The organism is Actinomadura oligospora ATCC 43269, from assembly GCF_000518265.1.
Taxonomy (GTDB): domain Bacteria; phylum Actinomycetota; class Actinomycetes; order Streptosporangiales; family Streptosporangiaceae; genus Spirillospora; species Spirillospora oligospora.
In genome coordinates this window covers 33,652-60,602 of the sequence record NZ_JADG01000012.1, presented here as the reverse complement: position 1 = coordinate 60,602, position 26,951 = coordinate 33,652, and the positions used below count along the sequence as shown (strand labels likewise).

Below are 26,951 nucleotides of genomic sequence, written 5' to 3'. Positions count from 1 at the left end.
GACCAGTGAACAACGGTTCTCTGGGGCGCCGCACCGCCACGGCGGGCGTGCTCGTGATCTCGGCGGCGCTCGCCCTTTCGGCCTGTGGCGGCAGCAAGAAGGACACCGGCACCACGGGCAAGGACGTCGGCGACATCTTCTCGGCGATCAAGCAGGACCCGCAGCTGCACGACCAGCTCGGCCCGGCGGTCAAGTCGTCCGGCAAGATCGTCGTCGCGACGGACCCGTCCTACGCGCCCAACGAGTTCTACGGCAACGACAACAAGACCCTGGTCGGCATGGACCTCGACCTCGGCAAGGCCCTCGGCAAGAAGCTCGGCATCGACTTCTCCTTCCAGAAGGCGAGCTTCGACGGCATCATCCCGGGCCTGCAGAGCGGCCAGTACCAGGCGGCGATGTCGTCGATCACCGACAACAAGGAGCGGGAGAAGACGGTCGACTTCGTGACCTACTTCACCGCGGGCACCGCGCTGATGGTCAAGAAGGGCAACCCGGGCGCCTACAAGCCGGACGACCTGTCGCTGTGCGGCAAGAAGGTCGCGGTCGAGAAGGGCACCGTCCAGCTGGACGAGGTGTCGGCGACCGTCGACGCCGCCAAGGGCACCGGCGCGCGCACCAAGAAGTGCAAGGACGGCGGCAAGCCCGGCCCGACGGGGCAGGCGTTCCCCGACCAGAACGGCGCGAACCTGGCGCTGTCGTCCGGACGCGCGGACGCCGTGCTGGCCGACTCCCCGGTCATCGAGTACGCCGTGAAGCAGTCCAACGGGCAGTTCGAGACCGCGGGCGCGACCTATGACACCGCGCCGTACGGCATCGCCCTCAGCAAGCAGCTCGGCACGACCAAGGAGGCCGTGCTCGGCGCGCTGAAGGCGCTGCAGGCGGACGGCACGTACAAGAAGATCCTCGAGAAGTGGGGCATCGAGGCGGGCGCGCTCGGCACCCCGGGCATCAACGGCGCGCAGAGCTGACCCGCATGACCCTGACCGAAGAGAAGACCCCGCGGGGACGGCCGGCCGAGATCAAGGCCGTCCCCGTCCGGCACTACGGACGCTGGATCGCGGCCGTCCTGATCGCCTATGTCGCGCTGTGGGCGATCCACAGCGTCGCCAACAACGAGCGGTTCGGCTGGGACACGATCAACGCGTGGTTCTGGGACGGCTCGATCCTCGACGGCATCGTGATGACCCTGGAGCTCACGGTCATCGCGATGCTGATGGGCGTGGCGGGCGGCGTCGTCCTGGCCGTGATGCGGCTGTCGCCGAACCCGCTGATCTCGGGCGTGGCCTGGCTGTACGTCTGGGTGTTCCGTGGCACGCCGGTGCTGGTGCAGATCATCCTGTGGTTCTACGTGAAGGCGCTCATCCCGACGTTCTCGCTCGGGATCCCGTTCGGGCCGACGTTCGTCCACTTCAACGCCAACGACCTGATCACCGCGTTCGTCGCGGGCTGCCTCGGGCTCGGGCTGAACGAGGCGGCGTACATGTCGGAGATCGTCCGGGCGGGCATCCTGTCGGTGGACCCGGGGCAGAGCGAGGCGGCGACCGCGCTCGGCATGAGCCGGGCGAAGATCATGCGTCGGGTGGTGCTGCCGCAGGCGATGCGGGTGATCATCCCGCCGACCGGCAACGAGACGATCTCCATGTTGAAGACGTCCTCGCTGGTGTCGGTGATCGCGCTGGCCGACCTGCTGTACTCGGTGCAGATCGTGTACAACCGGACCTACCAGACGATCCCGATGCTGCTGGTGGCGAGCATCTGGTACCTCGTCATGACCTCGATCCTCACCGTCGGGCAGTTCTACCTGGAGCGCTACTTCGGGCGGGGCACCGCGCAGCGGCAGACGATGCTGGAGCGGTTCGTGGCCAACCTGCGGATCCGCGGCGGGAGGAGCGCCTGATGGCGACCGACGACAGGCCGTCCGTGGCGAAGGCGGACACGGAGGACGCCGTGGACGCCGTGGACGCGGCGGAGACCACGGCCTCCGGGGAGGACGCCGTGCAGGCGTCCGACACGGCGGCGTCCGGCGATGCGACGACGGCCGGGACGGGGGCGCCCGAGTTCATGGTGCGCGCCGAGAACGTGCACAAGAACTTCGGCCGCCTGGAGGTGCTGAAGGGCATCGACCTCACGGTGCGGCCGGGCGAGGTGATGTGCGTGATCGGGCCGTCCGGCTCGGGGAAGTCCACCTTCCTGCGCTGCATCAACCACCTGGAGAAGCTCAACGGCGGCAGGCTCTGGGTGAACGGCCACCTGGTCGGCTACCGGCAGAAGGGCGACCGGCTGTACGAGATGCGCGAGCGGGAGGTCGCCGCGCAGCGCCGGGACATCGGGATGGTGTTCCAGCGGTTCAACCTCTTCCCGCACATGACCGCGCTCGGCAACGTCATGGAGGCGCCCGTCCAGGTGAAGGGGCTGCCGAAGGCGCGGGTCCGGGAGCGGGCCGTCGCGCTGCTGGAGCGGGTGGGCCTCGCCGACAAGATGGACGCCTACCCGGGCCAGCTGTCCGGCGGGCAGCAGCAGCGGGTCGCGATCGCGCGCGCCCTGGCCATGGAGCCCGCGCTGATGCTGTTCGACGAGCCGACGTCCGCGCTCGACCCGGAGCTGGTCGGCGAGGTGCTGGAGGTCATGAAGCAGCTCGCCCTGGACGGCATGACGATGATCGTGGTCACCCACGAGATCGGCTTCGCCCGCGAGGTCGGCGACTCGCTGGTCTTCATGGACGGCGGCGTGGTGGTCGAGCAGGGCCGTCCGCGCGACGTCATCGAGAACCCGCAGCACCCGCGCACCCAGGACTTCCTCTCCAAGGTCCTCTAGCGCGGGTCCGCCGGCGCGGGTCGGCAAGCGCGTCCGAAGCGGTTCCGAACGGAACGGCCCGTCCCACCCGGGGCGGGCCGTTTCCGGTTTCCGGCGAACCGGTGGCCGTTCCGTGACGTCTGGTGGAGAGTGTCCCCTCGGGACGATCAGGGGCGCGTTCGGCCGGTAGGGACGGGAGGCAGTGGTCGGTGGGGGAGCACTACACCAACAATCACTACGGGTCGACCAACGTCTCCGTCCAGGTGTCGAAGAACGAGGGCGAGATCAACGTCGTGGCGCCGCCCGACGTCGGGCTCCCCGGGCCCCGTCCCGTGGTGCCGGTGCTCCTGCTGAGCGTGCCGTTGTGGGGGGTCGGGGCGTACCTGCTGACGCTGCACGGCAGGCCGGGCGTGGCCGGGATGCTCTTGGTCGCGGCCGGGCTGGTGCTGGCCGGGATCGCCGCGTGGTGGATCTGGCTGGCCCGCTGGCAGCGGCACGCGACGAGCGACGACCGGCTCAGGGGGCAGGCCGGGGTCCTCGCCGGGGCCGTCCGCACCCGGTACCTGCGGGAGCTGGAGCAGGCGGGCGCGGACGAGCGGAGCGCGATCGCCGTCCGGTGGAGGGTCCCGGACGGCGTCCGGCAGGCGGAGGGGGCCGGGGACTTCCTGCGGGACGGCGAGATCGGCGAGGCCGCGGGGCTGTTCCGGAGCGTCCCGTCGGGGCGGCTGGTCATCCTCGGCACGGCGGGCGCGGGCAAGTCGGTGCTCGCGACGGCCCTGGCGTCGCAGCTGCTGAAGCCGGGAGGCGCGCCCGGCCCGGTTCCCGTCGTGGTGCCCCTGGCGGGCTGGGTGCCGTCCCGCCAGCGGCTGCTGCACTGGGCGGCGCGCCGCGTCGCCGCCGCGTACCCCGAGATCGGACGGTCCGTCGCGGACGCGCGGCTGGTGGCGTCCGGGCTGCTGGAGAGCCACCGCGTCCTGCTCGTCCTGGACGGCCTGGACGAGATCCCCGCCGAGGCGCGCGCCGCCGCGCTGGCGGAGCTCAACCGGCGGGGCTCGGCGCGGCTGCCGCTGGTGCTGACGAGCCGTCCGAACGAGTACACGGGCGCGGTCGAGGACGCCGGGATGCTGCTCGCGGGCGCGGCGGTCGTGGAGCTGCGTCCGCTGGTCACCGGGCAGATCACGGCGTCACTGCCGCTCGCCGACCACAGTCCGGACGCCGACGGCCGCTGGCGTCCGGTGCTGGCGGCCCTGGAGTCGGACGCGGCCGGGCCGGTGAAGGAGGCGCTCGCGTCGCCGCTGATGGTCGGCCTCGCGCGCGCCGCGTACGCGCGGGCGTCGGACGACCCCGCCGAACTGCTCGACCTCCCGGACGCGGAGAGTGTCGAGAACCGGCTGCTGGAGCGGTTCGTCCCGGCGGCGTACGCCGACGAGGACGCGGGACACGTCGAGGACGCGCGCCGCTGGCTCGGGTACCTGGCCTGGCACCTGCGCGAGAACGACGAGAACGACCTGGAGTGGTGGCGGCTGGACGAGGCGGTCCCGGCCGTCGTCCGCGCGTCCGGGCCCGCGTCGGCGCTGGTCGCGGCGGGGATCGTGATCGGCGCGCTCGGCTACCGGATCCCGCACCGGTACTGGATCGCCCGGGATCTCGCGCCGCACGCCGCGTCGGTGGCCGCGTGGGTGCTGTTCCCGATCCTCGCCTACCTGGGCATCGTGACCTGGTCGCAGCTCGCGCGCGAGCGGTGGCTGATGATGCCGCTGCGGCTGCGCTCCCTCCGCGAGGTCCGGCACGAGCTGAACCGGCGCGAGGCGGGCGGCAGCGTGGGCGGCCTGTTCGCGCTGCCGGTCGCCGCGGCGCTGTTCGCGCCCCTCGGGCTCTGGCTGGACGGCCCGCTCGGCCGGTTCGCCGCCGCCGTGACGCTGCTCGTGGCCGTGGTCATGCTGTGGCGGTTCGCGTGGTGGTTCAGCGTCGCGTCCGACCCGGCCGAGGAGTCGGGGCCGCCCGGGATGCTGCGCGCGGACCGGCGGGCCGCGCTCGCCCTCGGCTGGGACCACACGCTGCGGCAGGCGTGGCCGCTGCCGCTGCTGCTGGGCACGCCCTTCCTGCTCGCGTTGCGCTGGGAAGACGACCTGGACCCGGCCGCGCTCGGCACGGCGTTCGCGCTGACCCTGGCCGTCCTCTGGTACGGCGGGATCACGCTGTCCTCCTGGGGACGGTTCCGGGTGGCGCACGCGTGGCTGACGCTGCGCGGCCGGACGCCGCACGACCTCATGGCGTTCCTGGAGGACGCGCGGAAGCGGGGCGTCCTGCGGCAGTCGGGCGGCGGGTACCGGTTCCGGCACGGCGCGCTGCGCGACCGCCTGGCCGAGCGGTACACGGCGGAGACGAGGCGTCCGCCGCGTCCGCTGACCGAGCCGCGCCTGCTCTCGGACTGGCGTGCGATGGCCGGGATGCAGGTGTTGTGCCTGCTCATGCTGTACCTGTGCGTCCTGCCCGGCCTGGACGGCGGGCACCTGCTCGGGGCCCTGCGCTGGGTCGAGCGGCACGCGCCATCGTCGGTCGACCGGGCCGCCTGCGACATGCTCGGGCCGCATCTCGGCGGGCTGGTCGCGACCCCCCTGGAGGTGGGCCGCGGACGGCGGGAGTGCCGGTACGTGGAGGGCGACCCGCTGCGTCCCGAGCTGACCGTCTCGCTGACGATCACCGACAATCCCGGCACGCCCAACGTGAGCCAGCAGGGCCAGAACGACCCGGCCCCGAACAGCCCGCCGAGCGTCACGAGGTTCTCGACCGCGCGGGACACCTCGGCCGCCGCGACCCTCTCGTCGAAGGACTACACCCTGGAGATCCGGGGCGAGGTCCCCGACGCGCGGGTCGGCGACCGGGCGATGTACGTCCTCGACCAGGTGCTCCGGGGCGCCTACCCGGCCACCTACAAGCCGGGCAGGCGGTTCACGCCGCCCGGTCCGCTGCCCGCGTCGTCCGACGAGCGGTTCCGGCTGTACGACGCGAGGCGTCCGGCCCGGGTCGTCACCGGGCCGACCTGGACGAGGGGGGACTGGTCGCGGCTGTGGGCGCTGCAGGACCTCGGGTTCGCGTTCCGCGGCCCGGTGTTCGGGCAGTGCGTCCGGGACGGCGGGCGCTGGTACTGCGTCCGGCCGGGCGCCACGCCGTCCGGGGTGGAGGTCGGGCCGTTCCAGCTGGAGATCGAGCAGCGGCCGTGCGCGGGCTCGTGCCCGCCGCCCCCGGGACGGGAGTGGCGGCGGAGCGACGCGTCCACGTGGTTCGCCGAGCGGTGGGACGGGCACGCGTACACGCTCGACGTGCACGCCGTCCGGGCGGGGAAGGCCCTGGACGTGCGGGTCGCGACGTCCGACACGCGCGCCGATCTGGCCCGTAAGACGGTCAACGACATGTCCGCCCAGTCGGCCCGGTGAGCGCTCCCTCTAGGGTGGCGGCATGTTCGCTGTCACGGCCACGCGCCTCGATGCAGACAATCCCCTGGACGGCCTCACGCTCGGCGAAGTGCCCGAACCGGACGTCCCGGACGGCTGGACGACGGTCACCGTCAAGGCCACCGCGCTCAACCACCACGACCTGTGGTCGCTGCGCGGCGTCGGCCTGTCCGCCGACCGGCTCCCGATGATCCTCGGCTGCGACGCGTCCGGGGTGGACGAGGACGGCAACGAGGTCATCGTCCACGCGGTGGTCGGCGACCCGGCGCGCGGCGGCGGCGACGAGACCCTGGACCCGAAGCGCACGCTCCTGTCGGAGGCGCACCCGGGGACGTTCGCCGAGCGGGTCGCGGTGCCGCGCCGCAACCTGGTGCCGAAGCCCGCCGGGCTGTCCTTCGAGGAGGCGGCCTGCCTGCCGACCTCGTGGCTGACCGCGTACCGGATGCTGTTCGACAAGGCCGAGCTGCAGCCCGGCGCGTCCGTGCTGGTGCAGGGCGCGGGCGGCGGCGTCGCGACGGCGCTCATCTCGCTCGCCTCGGCGGCGGGCTTCCGGGTGTACGCGACGAGCCGCAGCGAGGCCAAGCGGAAGCGCGCGGTCGAGATCGGCGCGGACGAGGCGTTCGAGTCCGGCGCGCGGCTGCCCGAGCGGGTGGACGCGGTGATGGAGACCGTCGGCCAGGCCACCTGGTCGCACTCGCTGAAGTCGCTGCGTCCGGGCGGCCGGATCGTGGTGTCCGGCGCGACCAGCGGACAGGTGCCGCCGGCTGAGCTCAACCGGGTGTTCTTCCTGCAGCTGTCGGTCGTCGGGTCCACGATGGGACGGCGTGACCAGCTCGAACGCCTCGCGCGGTTCCTGGTGAAGACCGGGCTGAGGCCTCAGATCGACCGCGTCCTGCCGCTGCGCGAGGCGCGTGACGGGTTCGCCGCGATGGCCGAGGGCGACCTCTTCGGCAAGATCGTCTTCACGGTCTGAGCCTCACGCGCCGACGAGGCGCCAGAGCGAGGTGACCTCGGCCGCGCGGGCGGCGTGCAGCGGGTCGTCGGCGTCGGCGGCGCGCGGGTGGACGGGCTTGGCGTCGAGCCGGTCCGCCACCCGCAGGCCCGCGCGGTCGAACCGGGTGAGCAACTCGTCGCGCGTCCGCAGGCCGAGGTGCTCGGCCAGGTCGGACAGGACGAGCCAGCCCTCGCCGCCCGGCCGCAGGTGCGCGCGGAGCCGGTCCAGATAGCCGTGCAGCATGCGGCTGCCCGGGTCGTAGACCGCGTGGTCGAGCCCGGACGCGGGTTTACCCGGAAGCCATGGCGGGTTGCACACCACGACCCCGGCGCGTCCGCGCGGGAACAGGTCGGCCTCCACGACCTCGACGTCCAGGCCGAGCCGCTCGACGTTCTCCCGCGCGCACGCCAGCGCCCTCGGGTCGGCGTCGGTCGCGACGACCCGCTCGACGCCCCGCCGCGCGAGGACGGCCGCGAGGACCCCCGTCCCGGTGCCGATGTCGAACGCCACGTCCTCGGACGGCAGCGGCGCCTGGGCGACGAGGTCGACGTACTCCTGCCGCGTCGGCGCGAACACGCCGTAGTGCGGATGGATGCGTCCGCCCACCGCGGGCACCTCGACGCCCTGCTCGCGCCACTGCTCGGCGCCGAGGATCCCGAGCAGCTCCCGCAGCGGGATCACCGACTCCTCGCCCGGCCCGTACACCCGTCCGACGGCCTGCCGGACGTCCGGCGCGCGGCGCAGCGGCACCGAGTTGTCGGCGTCCAGCGGGACGAGGAGACGGCTCAGCAGGCTCGCCTCCCGCGACCTGGCCTCCCGGTACGCGTAGAAGACCGACCGGGCGTCCCCCTTCGGGGTCTTCCCGCCGCTCCGGACCCGCCGTCCGAGCGCGCTGAGCAGTTGCCGCGCGTTCTGGTAGTCCCCGCGCCACAGCAGCGAGGAGCCGTCCCGGACCATCCGCAGCGCCGCGTCCGCCGTCAGCTCGTCGTCCACCACGACGACGTCCACGGGCGCGGGCCATCCCCCCTCACACAACCAACGCGCGCTCTGATCACGGCCTTCTTCGATCCACTGCACGTCCGTCATCCTCGCACGCACCGCTAACCTAGGTATCCTAGCTTTGAAACTAGTGATCCTAGGATGGGGAGCATGATGCGGAGCGGAACCGTCGAGGTGCCCGGAGGGACGCTGTACTACGAGGTACGCGGGGACGGCCCCACGTTGCTCGCCCTGCCGGGCGGCCCCGGCGACGCCGCCGTCTACGACGGCCTGGCGGACGCCCTGTCGGGCCGGTTCACCTTCGTCGCCCTCGACCCGCGCGGCTACTCCCGGTCCGTCCCGGACGAGCGCGCCGAGCACCGGGTCGAGACCGCGGCCGACGACGCGTACCGGCTGCTGCGCCACCTCGGCGCGACCGAGGCGCTGGTGTTCGGCGGCAGCGCCGGAGCGATCGTCGGGATGGAGCTGCTCGCCCGCCATCCGGAGACCGTCCGGCGGCTGGTCGCGCACGAGCCGCCCGCCTTCGCCGTCCTGCCGGACGCCGACGAGCACCGCACCATGACCGACGAGGTGTACACGATCCTCAAGACCGACGGCCCGGCCGCCGCGTTCGGACGCTTCGCCGCCGCGATCGGCGACGTCATGGAGCCGCGGGAGATGCCCCGGACCGAGCGCGTCCAGGCGATGCTCGAACGCCAGGCCGCCAACGCGCCGGTGATGCTGGAGTACGAACTGCGGTCGTACACGACGTCCCACCAACCGGACGTCGCGGCCCTGCGGACCCTCGCCGACCGGATCGTCCTCGCCGTGGGGGAGCGGACGGGCGACAACCTCCCGGCCCGTCCCGCCCGCCTCCTCGCGGACCTGATCGGCTGCGAACTGATGCTCTTCCCCGGCGCCCACAACGCCCCCACCGCCCACTCCGGGGAAGTCGCAGAGCGCCTGATCACGGCCTTCGCGCTCTGAGAACACAAGAGCCCCGGAACCTCACGGGTTCCGGGGCCGGCGCTCCCTAGGTCAGGTCGAGCGTCCTTTGACGTTCGGCGAGCCGGTGATCGTCGATGTACTCCTGGACGCGCTTGCCCGCCTCGGCGACGGCCTCCTCGCCTCCGGCCTCCGCCACGGCCTCGTCGCGGAGGTCGCCCCACTTCTCGAAACCGGTCACTCCCGCCCCTCCTTCTCGGCTTCACGCTCCGTGCGGTCGCGGTGGAAGAGGTCGCTGCGGAGGCGGGCGCGGGTTTCGGCGAGGAGGGTCTCGGTGGCCTCGAGGTCGATGTCGGCGAGGGAGGCGTCCTGGGCGTCGCGGCGGACGTCCTCAACGAAGCGGCGCATGAGGCGCTCCAGCTTGAGGCGGGCGACGTCGTCGCGGGAGCCGGTGACGTTGCGCCACGCGTCCTCCCAGTTGAGACGCCACTCCTCCTTCCACGCCTCCTTCTGCTCGCGCCAGAACTCCTTCTGCCGCCTCCACTCGTCCTTCTGCCGGCCGGTGGCCTCCTTCCACTGCTCCTTCTGGCGGCGCCACTCGTCCTTCTGCTGCTTGGAGGTCTCCTTCCACGTCTCCTTGGACGTGGTGCCCGCCGACTCGCGCATGGTCCGGGCGGCGGCGGTCAGCTCCTCGCGCAGCGACCGGACGGTCTGCCGGACGTCCTGCTGGACCTCGCGGGCGAACTCCTGCGCGGAGGCGGTGATCTCCTCCTCCAGCTCGGCCAGCTCGTCCATCCGCCGCTCCAGCTCGGCCCGGCCCTTGTCGGTGAGCGAGTAGACCTTCTTGCCCTTGACGACCTCGTGGCTGACCAGCCCCTCGGACTCCAGCCGGGCCAGGCGCGGGTAGATCGTGCCGGGGGACGGCGAGTACACCCCGAGGAACCGGTCCTGGAGCAGCCGGATCACCTCGTAGCCGTGCCGCGGGGACTCCTCCAGCAGCTTGAGCAGGTACAGCCGGAGGCGGCCATGACCGAAGACGGGGCTCAACTCGACTCCTTCAGTCTTCCAGGGCGTCGTGGGCGGGCCGGGACAGCAGCGTCACGGTGCCGGAGATGGTGTTCACGGTCAGGTTCGCCGAGCCGTCGCCCAGCGTCCCCGACAGTGTGCGCGCGATGGCGCGGTCCTTGAGGGCCAGTTCCGGGAAGGACGCCTCGACGCGTCCGGTGCCGGAGCTGAGCTGCACCCGGGTCGAGGCGTGCTCGGGCAGCCGGACGGCCACGTCGGCCGACACGGTCTGGATCTCGGCCCGGCCGTCGCCGGGCAGGTCGACGTCGGCGGAGATCCGGCCGCTGATCGAGCGGGCGGACAGCCGGTCGACCGAGCCGCCCGCCAGGGCCAGCTCGCCGGACGCCGAGACGAACGTGACCCGGCCGTCCAGACCCTGCGCCTCGACGTTGCCCGCGACCGTGTTCGCCTCGATGTCGCCGATCACGTCGTGCAGCGTCACGCCGCCGGTGGCGGTGCGGACGGTCGTCTTGGCGGTGACGCCGGTGACCACGGCCTCCGCCGAGACCAGGTTGAGGCTGACCGGGCAGTCCGGCGGGACGGTCACGGTGACGACCGCGCTCGCCTTCTGCGTCCGCAGCCAGCTCAGGACGCCCTCGATCAGCTTCTCGTGCGTGATCGCCAGCATCCCGGCGTCGTGCGCGATCTGCAGCGGCGGCCCCTCGACGCCGGACACGTGCACCGACGGGCGCCCGCTCCCGGCGACCACCGAGACGCTGCCCGCGATCAGCGTGACGCGCAGCGCCACCACCCCGTCGAACTCCAGCGTGGCCGGTTCGTCGATCGTCCACCGCGACATCGCGCCTCAACCCTCCGTCCGAGTGACCACCCTACGGCACAACACGATATGTCGCGTCGGCGGAAAGTCAAGATGTATCGCGTTTTCGGCCAGGTCGGCCGGGTAGGCGGGGCCCGGCCCGGGGTCACTCGTCGTCGAGGTCGTCGTCATCGTCCAGCCGGGCCATCCAGGTGGCCAGGCGCTCGACCGGCGTCTCGAACTCGGGGTTCAGGTCCACGAACTCGCGCAGCCGCTCGGCCAGCCAGTGGAAGCTCACCGACTCCTCGCCGCGCCGCTCCGCCAGCTCCTCGATGCCCCGATCGGTGAAGTACATGATCCTCCGTCCCGACACGGGAGGGGGCCCCGGCGCACCGCGCCGGGACCCCCTCGTCGTGCCGTTCTCTCTCGCTTACTTGTCGCCGAACAGCCGGCCGAGCAGCGCCTCCTGCTCGGCCTGGTGCAGCTTGGCCGAGCCGACCGCCGGGGAGGACGACGCCGGGCGCGAGACCCGCTTCATCCTCAGCCCGTCGATCAGGTGCGGCAGCTTCAGCGCCATGAACGGCCAGGCGCCCATGTTCGCCGGCTCGTCCTGCACGAAGACCACCTCGACGCCCGCGGGGTACTTGGCGAGCTCGGCCTTGATCTCCTCGGCCGGGGCCGGGTACAGCCGCTCGACCCGGACGACCGCCGTGTCGGTGCGGCCCAGCTTGTCGCGCTGCGCCACCACGTCGTAGTAGATCTTGCCCGTGGTGAGCAGGACCCGCTTGACGCCCTTCGGGTCGATCCCGTCGTTGACCTCGGGGATGACCGGCTGGAACGCGCCCTCGGTGATGTCCGACACCGCGGACGTGGCCGCCTTCAGCCGCAGCAGCGACTTCGGCGTGAACACGATGAGCGGCTTGCCCCGGCTGGACAGCACCTGCCAGCGCAGCAGGTGGAAGTAGTTCGCCGGGGTGGTCGGGTAGGCGACCGTCATGTTGTCCTGCGCGCACATCTGCAGGTAGCGCTCGATGCGCGCGGACGAGTGGTCCGGCCCCTGGCCCTCGTAGCCGTGCGGCAGCAGCAGGACGACCGCGGAGCGCTGGCCCCACTTCTGCTCGCCGGACGAGATGTACTCGTCCACGACCGACTGGGCGCCGTTGGCGAAGTCGCCGAACTGGGCCTCCCACGCGACCAGCGCGTTCGGGCGGGTCATGGAGTAGCCGTACTCGAAGCCCATGGCCGCGTACTCGCTGAGCAGCGAGTCGTGCACGTAGAACTTCGAGGTGCCCTGGCCGAACTGCTTGAGCGGCGTGTGCTCCGCGCCGGTCTTGCGGTCGACCAGCACCGCGTGCCGCTGGCCGAAGGTGCCGCGGCGGGAGTCCTGGCCGACGAGGCGGACCGGGTGGCCGTCGATGAGCAGGGACCCGAAGGCCATCAGCTCGCCGGTCGCCCAGTCGAACGCGTTGTCGTCGACCGCCTGCACGCGGCGCTGCAGGATCGGCTGCAGGCGCGGGTGCACCGAGAAGCCGTCCGGCAGGCTCACCTGGGAGGTGATCAGCCGCTTGACGGTCTCGGGGCTGACCGCCGAGCCCGCCGCGCCGTGGTCGATCGGGATGATCTCCTCGACGTCCGGCTTGACCACCGCGCCCGGCTCGAGCGGCTTCTTGGCCGCCTCGCGGGTCTCGGTGAACGCGCGCTCCAGCTGCTCCTGGTAGTCGCGCAGCGCGGCCTCGGCCTCCTCGACCGTGATGTCGCCGCGGCCGATCAGCGCCTCGGTGTAGAGCTTGCGCACCGACCGCTTGGCGTCGATCAGGTCGTACATCAGCGGCTGGGTGAACGAGGGGTTGTCCGACTCGTTGTGGCCCCGGCGCCGGTAGCAGATCATGTCGATGACGACGTCCTTCTTGAACGTCTGGCGGTACTCGAACGCGAGCCTCGCCACCCGGGCGCACGCCTCGGGGTCGTCGCCGTTCACGTGGAAGATCGGCGCCTGGATCATCCGGGCCACGTCGGTGGCGTACACGCTGGACCGCGAGTACTCCGGCGCGGTGGTGAAGCCGACCTGGTTGTTGACCACCACGTGCACGGTGCCGCCGGTGCGGTAGCCGCGCAGCTGGGACAGGTTCAGGGTCTCGGCGACCACGCCCTGCCCGGCGAACGCGGCGTCGCCGTGGATGAGGATCGGCAGGATCGTGAAGCCGGCCTCGCCGACGTCCAGCAGGTCCTGCTTGGCGCGGACGACGCCCTCCAGCACCGGGTCGACCGTCTCCAGGTGGGACGGGTTGGCGACCAGCTCGGTGTGGATGGTGGAGCCGTCGGCGCCGGTGAAGTCGCCCTGCGCGCCCAGGTGGTACTTGACGTCGCCGGAGCCCTGCGCCGAGCGCGGGTCGAGGTTGCCCTCGAACTCGCCGAAGATCTGGCCGTAGGACTTGCCGATGATGTTGGCGAGCACGTTCAGCCGGCCGCGGTGCGCCATGCCGACGACGACCTCGTCCAGCGAGTCGGTCGCCGCGGCGGAGATCACCGAGTCGAGCAGCGGGATCAGCGACTCGCCGCCCTCGAGCGAGAACCGCTTCTGCCCGACGTACTTGGTCTGCAGGAAGGTCTCGAACGCCTCGGCGCTGTTCAGCCGCCGCAGGATGTGCAGCTGCTCCTCGCGGTTCGGCTTGTCGTGCGGGACCTCGACGCGGGCCTGGATCCAGGCGCGCTCCTCGGGGTCCTGGATGTGCATGTACTCGATGCCGATCGTCCGGCAGTAGGCCATGCGCAGCACGCCGAGGATGTCGCGCAGCTTCATGGTCGGCTTGCCGCCGAACCCGCCGGTCGCGAACTCGCGCTCCAGGTCCCACAGCGTCAGGCCGTGCTGGAGGATGTCGAGGTCGGGGTGGCGGCGCTGGGTGTACTCCAGCGGGTCGGTGTCGGCCATGAGGTGGCCGCGGACCCGGTAGGCGTGGATCAGCTCGTGGACGCGCGCGACCTTGGCGACGTCCTCCTCGTGCGTGGCCGAGATGTCCTTCACCCAGCGCACCGGCTCGTACGGGATGCGCAGCGCGGCGAAGATCTCGTCGTAGAAGCCGTCCTCGCCCAGGAGCAGCTGGTTGATCCGGCGGAGGAAGTCGCCGGACTGCGCGCCCTGGATGATCCGGTGGTCGTAGGTCGAGGTCAGGGTCATGACCTTGCTGATCCCCATGCGCGCGAGGGTCTCCTCGGACGCGCCGGAGAACTCGGCCGGGTACTCCATGGCCCCGACGCCGATGATCGTGCCCTGGCCCGGCATCAGCCGCGGCACGGAGTGGACCGTGCCGATCGTGCCGGGGTTGGTCAGCGAGATCGTGGTGCCCTGGAAGTCGTCCAGCGTCAGCTTGTTGCCGCGCGCCTTGCGGACGATCTCCTCGTAGGCCGCCCAGAACTGGCGGAAGTCGAGGGTCTCGGCGGCCTTGACCGACGGGACGACCAGCTGGCGGGAACCGTCCGGCTTCTGCAGGTCGATCGCCAGGCCGAAGTTCACGTGCTCCGGCTTGACCAGGGTCGGCTTGCCGTCGACCTCGGCGTAGGCGTGGTTCATCTCCGGCATCGCGGCCATCGCCCTGACGATGGCGAACCCGATGAGGTGGGTGAACGAGACCTTGCCGCCGCGCCCGCGCTTCAGGTGGTTGTTGATGACGATGCGGTTGTCGATCAACAGCTTGGCGGGCACCGCGCGCACGGACGTGGCCGTCGGAACCGACAGGCTCAGGTCCATGTTCTGCGCCGTGCGCGCCGCCACGCCGCGCAGCTTCTCCTGCTCGCCCGCGGGGACGGGCGGGCCGGCGGGCTTGGCGGCCTTCTTGGCGTCAGCGCTGGCCGGGGCCTTCGGCGCGGGGGCCGGCGTCGGCGGCGCCGAAGGCACGCCGGGGGCCGCCGGGGCCGTGGTCACCGGGGGTGTCGCGGCCGGCCGGGAGCCCGGCTGGTAGTCCGCGAAGAAATTCCACCACGCCTCGTCAACGGAGTTGGGGTCTTCGAGGTACTTCTGGTACAGCTCGTCGACCAGCCATTCGTTGGCACCGAAGTCTGTGGTCTTGGGGTCGGCACTGGATTGCGCTGACTCTGTCGACACGGCGGAGATCGCCCTCTTCCGCAGCTCGCAGGTGAGTTCTGAGACGAGTCAAGGCTACTCGCACTTGGGCCCCCGCCATGCCAGCGCCCGGCTACCCCCAACGGACACGGGCCAAAACCATAGATTTTGCCCAAATCTCGGGGGTTGAATCGGCGACGTACGCCACAGGCGCGACCGTATGGCCCGCCGATGTGGCGACCGTCTCACCGGAACGGACCCGGCCCGGCGGAACGCGCCCCCGGATTCGACGGGAAACGGCCCGGCGCGGGGTCGCGCCGGGCCGTTCGGGTGGAGCCGTGCTCCGAATGTCCCGGTGTCCCGGGTGTCCCACGTGTTCCGGAGTGGATCAGTGGGTGTGCTCGGGGACGGTCGGGCCCTCGCTCGACTGGACGAGCACGAAGCCCTGGCCCTGGAAGGCCATCTGCATGGCCTCGCCGCTGCCCCGGCCGATCAGCGCGCCGGCCTTCATGGTGCGGTTGATGCCGACCTGGAGGCTGGTGCTCCAGGCCACGGCCGCGTCGCCGTCGGCGAACGTCGGGGCCCGTCCGGCGTCCAGCATGACCGGGGCGCCGTGGGTGTGGATGGCGACCCAGCCGGTGCCGCCGATCGTGGTGTTGAACAGGCCGCCCGACATCATGCCCGCGCCCTGGACCTTCTTGATGTCGGTCTGCATGTGCGCGTCGTAGGCCAGGATGTTGGCCCCGTTCACGGTGAGCTGCTCGTTCTCGAGGTAGAACAAATGGATGTCCTCGGCGTTGTGCGCCAGGAACAGCAGGCCCTGCCCCTTCGCCCGCATCAGCGGCGCGCCCTCGCCGGTCAGCGCCTTCTTGAGGAACTTCCCGACGCCGCCGGCCCCCTGGTACTCGAAGTCCATCTGGCCCTGGAAGGCGACCATCGCGCCTTGCCGGGCGATGACGTCGCCGTTGAGGTGGACGCGGAGCATCTTGGAGTTCTGGAGCGCGAAGTGGCCGGGGAGGGGCTCGCCCTGGTCCATGTTGTTGAAGAAGGGGCTGCGCATTTTCTGAGGAAGCCTTTCGGGCCCGGGTCCGGGCCTGTTCGGGTGGCCGACGCGCGGGGTGCGTCCCGGAAAGCCATCAACCCTAGCGATCCAACCTGAACACTACCTGAACGTCACTTCTCAACGCTTACGCAGGTGTTCAAGTGGAAGGGGGTGAAGCGGCTCACACGGGGCCGAGCCGGGCGCGGTCGTGGGGCGCCGTCCAGTCGGTGATCGGACCTTTCGGGACGATCCCGGACGGATTTATGAACTTGTGCGTCACGTAATAGTGCCGCTTGATCTGGTCGAAGTCTGTCGTATCGGCGAACTCGGGGCGGGAGTAGAGGTCCCGGGCGTACCCCCACAGGTTGGGATAGTCGACCAGCCGGCGCAGGTTGCACTTGAAGTGGCCGTGGTAGACGGCGTCGAAGCGGGCGAGGGTCGTGTAGAGCCGGACGTCGGCCTCGGTCAGCCGGTTCCCGACCAGGTAGCGCTGGCCCGCCAGGCGCTCCTCGAGGCGGTCGAGGGTCGTGAACAGGGCGTCCACGGCCTCCTCGTACGCGTCCTGCGCGCGGGCGAACCCGGCCATGTAGACGCCGTTGTTGACGGTCGTGTAGACGAGGTCGTTCACCTCGTCGATCTCCGGGCGCAGCTTCTCCGGGTAGAGGTCCGGCGCGTCCGGACGGTGGAACGCGCCGAACTCGGTCTCGAACATGGTCGTGATGTGCGGGAAGTCGTTGGTCACCAGCCGTCCGGTCGTGGTGTCCCAGACACAGGGCACGGTGAACCGGCTGCTGGTGTAGCCGGGGTCGGTGGCCAGGTACAGCTCGGACAGGAAGGTCGCGCCGGTCACCGGGTCCGGCTCGGGGAAGCGCCAGCCGCGCTCGTCCCGGATCGGGTCCACGACGCCGAGCGTGATCACGTCCTCCAGTCCGAGTAGGCGGCGGACGATCATGCTCCGGTGCGCCCACGGGCAGGCGTACGACACGAGCAGCCGGTACCGCCCGGCCTCGGCGGGATAGGGGCTCGACCCGTCGGCGGTGATCCGCCCGGTGAACCGGTTCGGCTGCCGGACGAACCGTCCGGCCTTCAGTTCCTTCGGGACGCCGGACGTCATCTGGGCGGCGCCGCCGGACGCCGTTCCCGGGGCGTTCTCCTGCGTCTTCTCCTGCGCGCTCATGCCCGTGATCCTTCCCGTGGACGGAATTCCTTCCCGGACCCCTCCAAAGTAGGGCCTTTCCCTGCGACCTCAGAGGGATCCGGCGGTACCGGGCCGCTGGCTACGATGACGGCGTACGCACCGCGAACCGCGCGGAGCGCCTGCCGCGGGGGACGGGATGCTCGAGAACTTCACAGCCTTGACGGACGGCCTGCCGCCCGCGCTCATCTACCTGATGATCGCGGCGCTGGTGTTCGCCGAGGCGGCGCTGTTCTTCGGGTTCGTCCTGCCGGGCGAGACCGCGATCGTGGTCGGCGGCATCCTGGCCAGCCAGCACAAGATCTCGCTGCCGCTGCTGCTGGTGATCTCGGTCGTCGCGGCCGTGACCGGCGACTCGGTCGGCTACGAGATCGGGCGGAGACTCGGGCCCCGGCTGCTCACGACGCGGGTCATGCGCCGGCACGAGGGCAAGGTGTCCAAGACCCAGGACATGATCCGCAGGCGCGGCGGGCTGGCGGTGTTCATCGGACGCTTCACCGCGCTGCTGCGCGCGCTGATGCCCGCTCTCGTCGGCATGTCGAAGATGCCGTATCCGAAGTTCCTGCTGTTCAACTTCATCGGCGGCGTCGTCTGGGTGGCGACCTTCACGCTCGGCGGCTACTTCGCCGGGACCGCGTTCGAGCACGTCGCCAAGCTCGCCGGGCAGGGCCTGGCGATCGGCGTCGCGGTGATCGCGGTCGTCGCCCTGGTGGTCTGGCACTTCCGCAAGAAGAAGCAGGAGGACGCCGAGGAGACCGCCGCGCGCCTCGAGCACGAGGAGGAGAAGGCCGTCCAGGGCTGACCGTCCCGGCCGGGCGTCCCGCTCAGGGGTTGACGTCGGCCATGTGGTGGACCGAGGCGCGGCCGAGGACCGGCGGCAGGTCCAGGAAGGTGCGGACGCCCGCCGGCGCGGCGCAGACGACCGGGACGGCGTTCACCGCGTGCGCCGCCGCCGCGGCGATGCCGTTGGTGACCCAGTCCTCGCCGGTGGTGAGGGTGATCGACGGACGGCCCTCGACCCGCACCGAGTAGCCGGGCCGTCCCCACTCGGGCGCGACGTCCGGGCCGACCTTGTAGACGGTCTCCAGGCCGATGACGGGACGTCCGCCGACCATCGCGCTGAACGTCCAGCGGACGGCCGCGACCGTGCCCGCGCGGACGGTCCCGGCGGCGGCCTCGAGGTCCTCGCCGGTGACCCGGTGGGCGACGTCGGTGTCCACCTCGGGCGGCGCGAGGCCGAGCCCGGCGGCGACCATGTGCAGGCTCTCGCCGAAGTGGGTGCGCATCACCGGGCGGGCCCGGCGCAGGAACACGCCGAACTCCTCCTCGGTCCGGCCGAGGCCGACCAGGTCGCGGAGCATCCGCGGGGACGGATGCCCGGAGAAGTCCGAGCACTCGCGCGCGAACACGTGCGTGACCTGCCGCGACAGCCGGGACAGCAGCAGCGGCATTACGTCCGACATGAAGCCGGGGTTGACGCCGCAGCCGTGCAGGGACGACCCGCCGCGCGCGCACGAGTCCTCCAACGCGTCCACCAGGCCCTGCCCGTGCGCCTGCGGGTAGACGTAGCCGGTGGTCGCGATGACGTTCTTCCCCGAGGCCAGCAGCGCGTGGACGGTGTCCAGGTCGGCGAACGGAGCGCCGCCGGGGGCCGGGGCGTAGATGACGCAGTCGGCGTCCAGGTCGAGGAGGGCCTCGGTGGACAGGGTGGCGGCCACCCCGGTCGGGCCGCGTCCGGCGAGCGTGCCCGCGTCGATGCCGTCCTTGGCGGGGTCGAACACCCGGACCCCGGCGAGCTCCAGGTCCGGGCGCTCCAGCACGGCCCGGATGGCGCTGCGCCCGAGCGCGCCGGTCGCCCACTGGATGACGCGGAGCGGACGGTCGCCGGGAAGGTCGGTCATGCCTGTCCTCCGTACTCGCCGGGTGGGAGTGGTTCGGGGTGGTACGCCGGAGATCCGAAGCAGAGGAGACTACGCGGGATGCCCTGTGACGTGGGCTGGTTGGGCAGTTTTGCCACCAGAGTCACAGGAGGGGCCTCGGGAGATCGGGCGGGGGTCCACCCCCGAAGCCGAGCGGGATTCGGTCGGATGGTATTCAGTAACCGCCCAGAGTGATTACCTGGGAGTAGCAGCCGCCGCGAGGTGAGGAGAACCGGATGACGGAACTGCGCTATGACGGGCGCGTCGCGATCGTGACGGGCGCCGGGCACGGGCTGGGCCGCCAGCACGCGCTGGAGCTGGCCGCGCGGGGCGCGAAGGTCGTCGTCAACGACCTGGGCGGGGACCGCTCGGGCGTGGGCGCGTCGGCCGGCCCGGCGCAGGAGGTCGTGGACGAGATCACCAAGAACGGCGGCGAGGCCGTCGCCAGCCCCGACAACGTCGCGACGCCCGAGGGCGCCGAGGCCATCGTCGGGACGGCCCTCGACACCTTCGGCAAGATCGACATCGTCGTCAACAACGCGGGCATCCTGCGCGACAAGTCGTTCAAGAACATGACGGTCGAGGAGTGGGACGCGGTCATCGCCGTCCACCTGCGCGGCTCGTTCCTGGTCACCAAGGCCGCCTGGCCGCACCTGCGCGAGAACGGCCACGGCCGGATCGTCAACACCTCGTCCCCGGCGGGCCTGTTCGGCAACTTCGGCCAGGCGAACTACTCCACCGCCAAGATGGGCCTGGTCGGCTTCACCAAGACGCTCGCGCACGAGGGCGCCAAGTACGACATCAAGGCCAACGCGATCGCCCCGGTCGCGTGGACCCGGATGACCGAGGACCTGCTCCCCGCCGACTTCGCCGACCAGCTCGGCGTCGACAGGGTCACCCCGCTCGTGGCGTACCTCGCGCACGAGTCCAACCCGGACTCGGGCGAGGTCTACACCGTCGGCGGCGGACGGATCGCCAAGATCCTGGTCGCCGAGGGCGCGGGCTGGGGCACCTCGGAGGCGATGACCGTCGAGTCCGTGCGGGACAACTGGGCGGCGATCAACACTGCCGAGCCGCACACCGTCCCGCGCAACGTGGGCGAGCAGATGGGGCCGCTGATCCAGCAGCTGTCCTCCTGAGCCGATGGGCTCGCTGAGGCTCGACCGGCGGGACGGGGTGCTCACGATCGCCCTGTCCCGCCCCGAGCGGCTGAACGCGGTCACCGCCGAGCTGACCGAGGAGGTGCTGGACGTCCTCAACGGGCTCATGGCCGACGCGGACACCCGGGTCGTCGTCCTGACCGGCGACGGCCGCGGGTTCTGCTCCGGCATGGACCTGCAGGGCGGCGATCCGGGCGATCCGTCCGGCGAGGGACGCGTCCAGCGGCTCTACCGCGGCATCGCGCGCGGCGGCGAGGTGACCGCGCGGCTGCGCGAGATCCCGCAGCCGGTGGTCGCGGCGCTGCACGGCCCGGTCGCGGGCATGGGCGTGTCCTGGGCGCTCGCGTGCGACCTGCGCGTCGCCGACCCGACGACGCGTTTCGTCGTCCCGTTCACCGACCTCGGCCTGTCGGCGGGCGACTGCGGACTGTCCTGGCTGCTACCGCGCCTGGTCGGCCCGGCGAAGTCCGCCGAACTCGCCTACCTGGCTGAACGCTTCGACCTGGACGCCGCCGACGCGCTCGGCCTGGTCACCCGGCGCGCCGCCGAGGGCGAGGACCTCACCGAGGCGCACGCCCTGGCCGACCGGCTGCTGGCCAAGTCGCCGTACGGCCTGCGCCGGACGAAGGAACTCCTGAACGCGTCCCTCGACGCCCCCGGCCTGCGGCGGCACCTCCAGGCCGAGACCAGCGTCCAGACCCTCGCCTTCTTCACCAGGGACCTGGTGGAGGGCATGACGGCCGCCCTGGAGAAGCGCCCGCCCGACTTCAAGAACCTGTGACATACGAAACCACGCGACGACCGCAACCGGCGTGAATGCGCTAACAACCGTGCGGGGGGCGAAGCCGCCAGGCGAGCCCCCCGCAGGGTTGATCGCGAAGCGATGTCGCATTCACACGAGCTTCCAGGCCGAGGGCGAGCCGCCAGGCGAGTTCTCGGAGCTGGAGGCTCAAATCAACGCTGCTGCCAGTGCTTCTGCGTAACGCAGTGCCGCGAGGCGGGCGAGGGCGGGGTGGGCGCCGAGCGGGGCGGCGGCGGTGCCGCCGACGGCCGCGGCGGCGCGGGTGATGCGGTCGGGGGAGACCTCGGGGCCGATCAGGTGCGGCGCGAGCGCCACGGTCCGGACGCCGGAGGCGCGCAGCTGCTCGGCGGCGCCGCGCAGTCCGGCCTCGTCGTCCAGGGACGCGGTGAAGACCGGGCAGGCGAGCCGCGACGCGAGCAGCACGCTGGTGATCTCGGCCTGGCGGACCGCGGACTGGTCGCCGGGCGGCGCGACCACGACGCCGCCGGCCTCGGTGACCATGGTCATCATCCGGATCCGGTCGGCGCGGGCGAGACCGGACTCGGCGAGCCGGTCGTGCAGCCCCTCGGCGATCAGCGGGTGCGGGCCGAGCGGATCGGCGAACACCACCGGGACCGGCGCGGTGGCCACGGCGGCGGCCACCACGCTCATGATCGCCGGGTCCGGGCCGGTGACCAGCGGGACCACCACGGCGGCGGGCTCGTCCGGACGGCTCGGGGCGAGCTGGGACAGCACCGCGCCGAGCCCGTCCGGCCCGCCGCCGAGGCTCGCGACCACGGCGGGCTGGCCGGTGTTCTCCAGCTCGACCGCCCGCGCGAGCTCGGCCGCGACCGCCCCGGCCTGGCCGCTCGCCGGTCCCGGGACGGCCAGGATGAGCGCGGGCGAGCCCGGGGGCAGAAGGAAGGATTCGTCTCCGCGGTGCCGTCCGCCGCGCAGGGCTCGGGAACGGCGCGACGGAAGTGCCTCGGATGCCTGGCTTTCGGGAGTCACGGCGGGAATCGTAACGCCGTCGGTTGCGCTCCGGAACTCACGGTGTCGGAGTGGCCCCGGTTCGGCGGGGGTCGCCGGGTCCCCTCGTTACCTGGACAACGCCCTCGACAGCGGCCGTCCAGGCGGGTGGACAACGGGCCGGTCACGAACTGATCGCGGACGGGGCGGCGCGCCGTGATCCCGGCATAGTAGGCTCCGCAGACCCCCGCACAATACGCATCGGGAGGTAATCCCGCAGATGTCGTCTAAACGACGGCGGTTCTCCTCGATTCGGACGAGGATCGCCGTGCTGGCCCTGGTGCCGCTCGTGTCCCTGGTCGCCCTCTGGGCGTTCGTCACGACGGTGCTCTTCGGCAATGCCAACGCCCTTCTGCAAGGGGGCGACTTCCAGAACAAGTGGCTGCTGCCCACGCAGCGGCTCATCGTGGAACTGCAGAAGGAGCGCCGCCTCACCGCCGTCTACATCGGCTCGCACGGCACGCGGTACAAGGTCGACCTGTCGGCGCAGCGCGACCACACCGACGCCGCCGCCGCGGTCGTCCGGGACGGCGCGCGCGACAAGGGCCTGCGCGGCACCGTCGGCACCGGCGAGCTGAAGGCGATGGACGCGCTCGTCGCCAAGGCGCGGAACCTTCCGAACGTCCGGCGCGCGATCGACGGCGGCAACCTGCAGCGGCCCGGCGCGCTCACCGAGTTCGGCGCGGTCATCGACGCGGGCTTCTTCGTCTACAACAACGGCACCCCGAGCGGGGACGGCACGCTCGCCGTGGACGCCCGCACGCTGACCGCCCTCGCCCGCGCCCACGAGTACCTGTCCCGCGAGGACGCCCTGCTCGCCGGGGCCCTGGCCGCGGGCCGGGTCACCGTCGCCGAGCGCGGCGAGTTCGCCCGGCTGAGCGGCGCCCAGCGCACCCTGTACGCCGACACCGCGCCGATGCTGACCCACGAGGACCGCGTCGAGTGGGCCCAGATCGAGCAGACGCCGACGATGGTCCAGCTGCGCGAGATGGAGGACCAGGTCGTCCAGAACCTGTCGCCGTCCGGGGCGCGGCTGCGCCACGGCGCGCCGCCGGTGGACGACGACGCCTGGCGGTCCGCGTCCGAGATCATGCGGGACCGGCTGTACAAGTTCGAGAACCAGGTGCTGGACCACATCGTCCAGAGCGCGCGCGGCGTCGGGATGAAGGTGTTCTTCCAGCTCGGCGTGGCCGGAGGGCTCGGCCTCATCGCGATCGTGACCTCGTCGCTGATCGCCTGGCGGGTCGCCCGGCGGCTCGTCGAGGAGTGCCGCCGCCTGGCGACCCAGGTGGGCGACTTCGCGCGCAACCGGCTGCCGGTGCTCACCGACGCCGCCCGGCACGGCAAGCCGTTCGACCTCGCCGACGCGCTCGGCGGCGAGGAGAACCGGGACTACCGGATCCTGGAGATCCGGCGCATCTCGCGCGCGTTCGTCCGCACCCGCGACGCCGTCCTCACGGCCGCGGCGGGCGAGCTGGCCGCGCGGCGCGGCGTCAACGAGGTGTTCGTCAACCTCGCCCGCCGCAACCAGGCGCTGCTCCACCGGCAGCTCGGCCTGCTCGACACGCTCGAGCGGCGCACCGAGGACCCGGCCGAGCTCGCCGACCTGTTCAAGCTCGACCACCTCGCCACCCGCATGCGGCGGCACGCGGAGGGCCTGGTCATCCTCGCGGGCAAGCACGCCGGACGCGGCTGGCGCAACCCCGTCCCGCTCGTGGACGTGGTGCGCGGCGCCGTCGCCGAGGTGGAGGACTACCCGCGGGTCCGGGTGCAGCCGCTGCCCCGGCTGTCGGTGGTCGGCTCGGCCGTCACCGACGTCGTCCACCTGCTCGCCGAGATCGTCGAGAACGCCACCGCGTTCTCCCCGCCCGGCGCGCCCGTGCTGGTCACCGGCCACCGGGTCGGGCACGGCCTGGCCGTCGAGGTGGAGGACCGCGGCCTCGGCATGGACGAGGCGGCGCTCGCCGACGCCAACTCCCGGCTGAGCGACCCGCCCGACTTCGACCCCTCCGACAGCGCCCGGCTCGGCCTGGCGATCGTCGGACGGCTCGCCGCGCGGCACGACATCAAGGTCACGCTGCGGCCGTCCCCGTACGGCGGGACGACCGCGATCGCGCTGCTGCCGGACGCGCTGCTCGTCGACAACCCGGAGCCGGTCGCGGTGATGCGCCGTCCCACGGGCTCGATGACCGCGGCCCCGCTGGCCGACGGCACGGTCTCGGCGAGCGGCGGTCGCGTCGCGGTCGCCCCGGCCGTCCGGCTGGTCGCCGAGCCTGCCGCGGACGACGACACGCCGGAGCCGGGCCGGGCCCCCGAGGCTCGTCCGGAGCCGCCGGTCGGCCCGGACGGCCTGCCGCGCCGCCGCCGCAAGAGCCTCGACCCGAACGCCTCGGTGCGCCCAGGCGGCGCGAACGGGTCGAACGGCCTGACCGGCGCCGAGGGCGTGTCGAGGAGGGCGGACGACGACCCGGCGCGCACGGTCAAGGACATGGCGGTGACCGGATCCTCGTCCGAGCTCGCGCCCGGCACGGAAGAGCAGTGCGAGCTCGGCGCGAACGGGCTGCCCCGGCGCAGGCGGCAGACGCACCTGGCCCCGCAGCTGCGCGACCGCGTGGACGCGCGGCTCGCCGCCCAGGGACGCACCGCCAGGCCCCGCCCGGACGCGCCGGACGGCGGCTACCCGGCCGAGCCGCACGTCGCGCCCGGCGACCTGGACGCCGCGACGACCGGTCCGCTGCCGATCCAGGTCGACATCCCGGAGACGGGCGCGACCGGACCGTTCGCCGCGCCCGTGCCTCCCGGCGCGGGCGACGCCGACCGCTCGCCCGAGGCGCTGCGCTCGATGTTCTCGGCGATGCAGGCGGGCTGGCAGCGCGGCCGTGCGGAGGGCACCGACACGCCCCCGTTCGGCATGTCCCCGTCCGGTAGCGCATCGTCCGGCAGCACCGCATCGTCCGGCGGCAGAGCGCCGGACGGCGCGATCGGCGACGAGGCCGGACAGCCCAGGACCGATCCCGCCGCGCCCCGCGCGGCACAGCCCCCCGACGCGGCACACTCACCTGCCGCAGGACATGAGGACGCGAACCTGCCCGCCGCTCCCACAGCTGCCCAGGAACCGACCACCACTCCATCCGACCAGGAGGACCGAAACCGATGACTCAAGCCCAACAGGCCGGTGGTGCGGCGGCAGGCGAGCTGAACTGGCTGCTCGACAACCTGGTGCAGCGCGTGCCGCAGGTGCAGAACGCGGTGGTGCTGTCCAGCGACGGGCTGCGCATGGCGGCGTCCAGCGGGCTCGCGCGGGAGGACTCCGAGCACATGTCGGCGGTCGCGGCGAGCTTCCAGAGCCTCGCCCGCGGCGCGGGGGAGACCTTCGGCGGCGGGGCCGTCCGGCAGACCATCGTGGAGATGGAGAACTCGTTCCTCATCATCTCGGCGGCCGGGCACGGCGCGTGCCTGGCCGTGCTGGCGGACGCCGGGGCCGACCTCGGCGTGATCGCCTACGAGATGGCGATGCTGGTGACCCGGGTGGGCCAGCACCTGTCGGCCGACCCGCGCTCGGCCGTCACGGCCGGTCAGCAGGGCGGCGCCTAGCCATGGCAGCGCCCGAGCAGCCGCCCGGGCCCGGCGTGGACGGGCCCGTGGACGAGGCGTTCACCGGCGAGGGGGAGCGGTCCGCCGCCGCCCCCGACGCCGATGACGCGGCCGCGGCCGGCGCGCCCGCCGAGCAGGGCGGACCGTCCGGGGCCTCCGCGTCGCCCGCGCCGCCTGTGCCGTCCGCGCCGTCGCAGGGCGGCGAGGGCTGGTACGACGAGGCGGCCGGCCCGGTCGTCCGGCCGTACGCGCTGACCCGTGGCCGCACCCAGTACGACGGCCACGACCTGGACATGGTCGCGCTCATCGAGACCGTGGACGAACCGGATGATTCCGGTCAGGTCCACGGTCTGCACCGGGGCGGGCGCGCGGACGCCCTGGACCCGGAACATGAGATGATCTTGTCTCTTTGCCGCACTCCGTTGTCGGTCGTCGAGATAGCGTCGGACCTTGAACTCCCCCTCGGGGTCGTCCGGGTTCTGCTGGGCGACCTGCTCGACCGCTCGCTGGTCCGGGTCCGCCGGCCCGCACCGGTGGCCCAGTTCCCCGGCGAGCGCGTACTCAAGGAAGTGATTGATGGAATCCGTGCGCTCTGATCCTTCCCCGCAGGGCGATTCGGCGCTGACCGTCAAGATCCTGGTCGCCGGGGGCTTCGGCGTCGGCAAGACCACCCTGGTGAGCGCGGTCAGCGAGATCCGGCCGCTGCGCACCGAGGAGGCGCTGACCGAACGCAGCATCGGGATCGACGACACCTCGGCCGTGGCGGGCAAGACGACCACGACGGTGGCGATGGACTTCGGCCGCATCACGCTGCCGAACGGCCTGGTCCTGTTCGTGTTCGGCACGCCCGGCCAGGACCGGTTCTGGTTCATGTGGGACGAGCTCGCCAAGGGCGCGCTCGGCGCGGTCGTGCTGGTGGACACCCGCCGGCTCGCCGACTGCTTCCCGTCGGTGGACTACTTCGAGCGGCGCGGCCTGCCGTTCATCATCGGCGTGAACCAGTTCGACGGCTCCGGCCTGCACACCGCCGACCAGGTCCGGGACGCCCTGGACCTGTCGCCCGACATCCCGGTGATCAGCTGCGACGTGCGCGACCGCGAGTCGGCCAAGCAGGTGCTCATCACGCTGGTCGAGCACATCATGCGGTCGATGGTCCGCCGCGACCCGGGCGCGCTCACCCGCTGATC

At 72.2% G+C, this 26,951-nt stretch carries 23 protein-coding genes; 13 read left to right on the top strand and 10 right to left on the bottom strand.

Annotated elements, in window-relative coordinates:
• Positions 1–5 precede the first annotated feature (5 nt).
• The 5 genes from P696_RS0120410 (at position 6) to P696_RS0120390 (ending at position 7,221) form a co-directional block, all read left to right on the top strand.
• Entirely contained in the window at positions 6–968 is a 963-nt protein-coding gene (locus P696_RS0120410) for an ABC transporter substrate-binding protein (protein WP_026413778.1), read from the top strand.
• A gap of 5 nt (positions 969–973) precedes the next feature.
• Positions 974–1,897, top strand: a complete 924-nt coding sequence (locus P696_RS0120405; RefSeq protein ID WP_026413777.1) for an amino acid ABC transporter permease — start codon at positions 974–976, stop codon at positions 1,895–1,897.
• 164 nt (positions 1,898–2,061) lie between these two features.
• Complete coding sequence (locus tag P696_RS0120400; protein ID WP_026413776.1) at positions 2,062–2,814, top strand: amino acid ABC transporter ATP-binding protein; 753 nt, start codon at positions 2,062–2,064, stop codon at positions 2,812–2,814.
• A 188-nt stretch (positions 2,815–3,002) separates the two neighbouring features.
• On the top strand, positions 3,003–6,230 hold the full coding sequence (locus P696_RS0120395) for an NACHT domain-containing protein (RefSeq protein ID WP_026413775.1): 3,228 nt from the start codon (positions 3,003–3,005) through the stop codon (positions 6,228–6,230).
• 22 nt (positions 6,231–6,252) lie between these two features.
• Complete coding sequence (locus tag P696_RS0120390; protein WP_026413774.1) at positions 6,253–7,221, top strand: zinc-binding dehydrogenase; 969 nt, start codon at positions 6,253–6,255, stop codon at positions 7,219–7,221.
• Positions 7,222–7,224: 3 nt separating this feature from the next.
• Here the strand turns inward: P696_RS0120390 and P696_RS0120385 are convergent, their stop codons facing one another.
• Complete coding sequence (locus P696_RS0120385; RefSeq protein WP_245627744.1) at positions 7,225–8,250, bottom strand: methyltransferase; 1,026 nt, start codon at positions 8,248–8,250, stop codon at positions 7,225–7,227.
• Positions 8,251–8,391: 141 nt separating this feature from the next.
• Between P696_RS0120385 and P696_RS0120380 the strand changes: the two genes are divergently transcribed.
• Entirely contained in the window at positions 8,392–9,207 is an 816-nt protein-coding gene (locus tag P696_RS0120380) for an alpha/beta hydrolase (RefSeq protein ID WP_034486023.1), read from the top strand.
• A 46-nt stretch (positions 9,208–9,253) separates the two neighbouring features.
• On the opposite strand, the gene P696_RS56075 is transcribed toward P696_RS0120380, so the two are convergent.
• The 7 genes from P696_RS56075 to P696_RS0120345 all read right to left on the bottom strand — a co-directional run bounded on the left by P696_RS56075 (position 9,254) and on the right by P696_RS0120345 (position 17,263).
• Positions 9,254–9,406 (bottom strand): hypothetical protein, encoded by a 153-nt coding sequence (locus P696_RS56075; protein ID WP_034486140.1) that lies wholly within the window; start codon positions 9,404–9,406, stop codon positions 9,254–9,256.
• The gene (locus P696_RS46920; RefSeq protein ID WP_051467930.1) at positions 9,403–10,212 is read right to left on the bottom strand and encodes a PadR family transcriptional regulator; all 810 of its coding nucleotides are present in this window, start codon (positions 10,210–10,212) and stop codon (positions 9,403–9,405) included. The genes P696_RS56075 and P696_RS46920 overlap by 4 nt, the downstream gene beginning before the upstream one ends.
• A 10-nt stretch (positions 10,213–10,222) precedes the next feature.
• Positions 10,223–11,029: a DUF4097 family beta strand repeat-containing protein gene (locus P696_RS0120365; RefSeq protein WP_026413771.1), complete on the bottom strand. Its 807-nt coding sequence runs from the start codon at positions 11,027–11,029 to the stop codon at positions 10,223–10,225.
• Between the two features lie 124 nt (positions 11,030–11,153).
• The gene (locus P696_RS0120360; RefSeq protein WP_026413770.1) at positions 11,154–11,342 is read right to left on the bottom strand and encodes a DUF6104 family protein; all 189 of its coding nucleotides are present in this window, start codon (positions 11,340–11,342) and stop codon (positions 11,154–11,156) included.
• Between the two features lie 75 nt (positions 11,343–11,417).
• Positions 11,418–15,086, bottom strand: coding sequence for a multifunctional oxoglutarate decarboxylase/oxoglutarate dehydrogenase thiamine pyrophosphate-binding subunit/dihydrolipoyllysine-residue succinyltransferase subunit (locus tag P696_RS0120355; protein WP_084337868.1), 3,669 nt, complete (start codon positions 15,084–15,086; stop codon positions 11,418–11,420).
• 346 nt (positions 15,087–15,432) lie between these two features.
• The gene (locus P696_RS0120350; RefSeq protein ID WP_026413768.1) at positions 15,433–16,104 is read right to left on the bottom strand and encodes an AIM24 family protein; all 672 of its coding nucleotides are present in this window, start codon (positions 16,102–16,104) and stop codon (positions 15,433–15,435) included.
• 163 nt (positions 16,105–16,267) lie between these two features.
• Positions 16,268–17,263, bottom strand: a complete 996-nt coding sequence (locus tag P696_RS0120345; RefSeq protein WP_342669029.1) for a glutathione S-transferase family protein — start codon at positions 17,261–17,263, stop codon at positions 16,268–16,270.
• Positions 17,264–17,441: 178 nt separating this feature from the next.
• On the opposite strand from P696_RS0120345, the gene P696_RS0120340 reads away from it, so the two are divergent.
• Positions 17,442–18,083 (top strand): DedA family protein, encoded by a 642-nt coding sequence (locus P696_RS0120340; protein WP_245627743.1) that lies wholly within the window; start codon positions 17,442–17,444, stop codon positions 18,081–18,083.
• 22 nt (positions 18,084–18,105) lie between these two features.
• Here P696_RS0120340 and P696_RS46915 read toward each other — a convergent pair whose 3' ends face one another.
• Positions 18,106–19,182 (bottom strand): NAD(P)H-dependent amine dehydrogenase family protein, encoded by a 1,077-nt coding sequence (locus P696_RS46915; protein ID WP_034486020.1) that lies wholly within the window; start codon positions 19,180–19,182, stop codon positions 18,106–18,108.
• A gap of 254 nt (positions 19,183–19,436) precedes the next feature.
• Between P696_RS46915 and P696_RS0120330 the strand changes: the two genes are divergently transcribed.
• Both P696_RS0120330 and P696_RS0120325 read left to right on the top strand, forming a co-directional pair.
• Complete coding sequence (locus P696_RS0120330) at positions 19,437–20,339, top strand: SDR family oxidoreductase (RefSeq protein WP_026413765.1); 903 nt, start codon at positions 19,437–19,439, stop codon at positions 20,337–20,339.
• Positions 20,340–20,343: 4 nt separating this feature from the next.
• On the top strand, positions 20,344–21,141 hold the full coding sequence (locus P696_RS0120325) for an enoyl-CoA hydratase/isomerase family protein (protein WP_026413764.1): 798 nt from the start codon (positions 20,344–20,346) through the stop codon (positions 21,139–21,141).
• A 168-nt stretch (positions 21,142–21,309) separates the two neighbouring features.
• On the opposite strand, the gene P696_RS0120320 is transcribed toward P696_RS0120325, so the two are convergent.
• Entirely contained in the window at positions 21,310–22,152 is an 843-nt protein-coding gene (locus P696_RS0120320; RefSeq protein WP_026413763.1) for a sirohydrochlorin chelatase, read from the bottom strand.
• 238 nt (positions 22,153–22,390) lie between these two features.
• Between P696_RS0120320 and P696_RS46910 the strand changes: the two genes are divergently transcribed.
• Genes P696_RS46910 through P696_RS0120300 form a run of 4 tightly spaced genes read left to right on the top strand, consistent with a single transcriptional unit; the run spans position 22,391 to position 26,949 of the window.
• Complete coding sequence (locus P696_RS46910) at positions 22,391–25,327, top strand: nitrate- and nitrite sensing domain-containing protein (RefSeq protein ID WP_084337866.1); 2,937 nt, start codon at positions 22,391–22,393, stop codon at positions 25,325–25,327.
• Positions 25,324–25,764 (top strand): roadblock/LC7 domain-containing protein, encoded by a 441-nt coding sequence (locus P696_RS0120310; protein WP_026413762.1) that lies wholly within the window; start codon positions 25,324–25,326, stop codon positions 25,762–25,764. Before P696_RS46910 ends, P696_RS0120310 begins: the two co-directional genes overlap by 4 nt.
• Positions 25,765–25,766: 2 nt before the next feature.
• Positions 25,767–26,360: a DUF742 domain-containing protein gene (locus P696_RS0120305; RefSeq protein ID WP_084337864.1), complete on the top strand. Its 594-nt coding sequence runs from the start codon at positions 25,767–25,769 to the stop codon at positions 26,358–26,360.
• The gene (locus P696_RS0120300; RefSeq protein ID WP_026413760.1) at positions 26,341–26,949 is read left to right on the top strand and encodes a GTP-binding protein; all 609 of its coding nucleotides are present in this window, start codon (positions 26,341–26,343) and stop codon (positions 26,947–26,949) included. The genes P696_RS0120305 and P696_RS0120300 overlap by 20 nt, the downstream gene beginning before the upstream one ends.
• The last annotated feature ends 2 nt before the right edge of the window (positions 26,950–26,951 follow it).

Coding starts and splice junctions, on each gene's coding strand:
- P696_RS0120405 (WP_026413777.1), top strand. CDS start 974: ATGACCCTGACCGAAGAGAAGACCCCGCGGGGACGGCCGGCCGAGATC.
- P696_RS0120310 (WP_026413762.1), top strand. CDS start 25,324: ATGACTCAAGCCCAACAGGCCGGTGGTGCGGCGGCAGGCGAGCTGAAC.
- P696_RS0120325 (WP_026413764.1), top strand. CDS start 20,344: ATGGGCTCGCTGAGGCTCGACCGGCGGGACGGGGTGCTCACGATCGCC.
- P696_RS0120345 (WP_342669029.1), bottom strand. CDS start 17,263: ATGAGCGCGCAGGAGAAGACGCAGGAGAACGCCCCGGGAACGGCGTCC.
- P696_RS0120365 (WP_026413771.1), bottom strand. CDS start 11,029: ATGTCGCGGTGGACGATCGACGAACCGGCCACGCTGGAGTTCGACGGG.
- P696_RS0120400 (WP_026413776.1), top strand. CDS start 2,062: ATGGTGCGCGCCGAGAACGTGCACAAGAACTTCGGCCGCCTGGAGGTG.
- P696_RS0120360 (WP_026413770.1), bottom strand. CDS start 11,342: ATGTACTTCACCGATCGGGGCATCGAGGAGCTGGCGGAGCGGCGCGGC.
- P696_RS0120380 (WP_034486023.1), top strand. CDS start 8,392: ATGATGCGGAGCGGAACCGTCGAGGTGCCCGGAGGGACGCTGTACTAC.
- P696_RS0120305 (WP_084337864.1), top strand. CDS start 25,767: ATGGCAGCGCCCGAGCAGCCGCCCGGGCCCGGCGTGGACGGGCCCGTG.
- P696_RS0120350 (WP_026413768.1), bottom strand. CDS start 16,104: ATGCGCAGCCCCTTCTTCAACAACATGGACCAGGGCGAGCCCCTCCCC.
- P696_RS0120330 (WP_026413765.1), top strand. CDS start 19,437: ATGACGGAACTGCGCTATGACGGGCGCGTCGCGATCGTGACGGGCGCC.
- P696_RS0120390 (WP_026413774.1), top strand. CDS start 6,253: ATGTTCGCTGTCACGGCCACGCGCCTCGATGCAGACAATCCCCTGGAC.
- P696_RS0120300 (WP_026413760.1), top strand. CDS start 26,341: ATGGAATCCGTGCGCTCTGATCCTTCCCCGCAGGGCGATTCGGCGCTG.
- P696_RS46915 (WP_034486020.1), bottom strand. CDS start 19,182: ATGACCGACCTTCCCGGCGACCGTCCGCTCCGCGTCATCCAGTGGGCG.
- P696_RS46910 (WP_084337866.1), top strand. CDS start 22,391: ATGTCGTCTAAACGACGGCGGTTCTCCTCGATTCGGACGAGGATCGCC.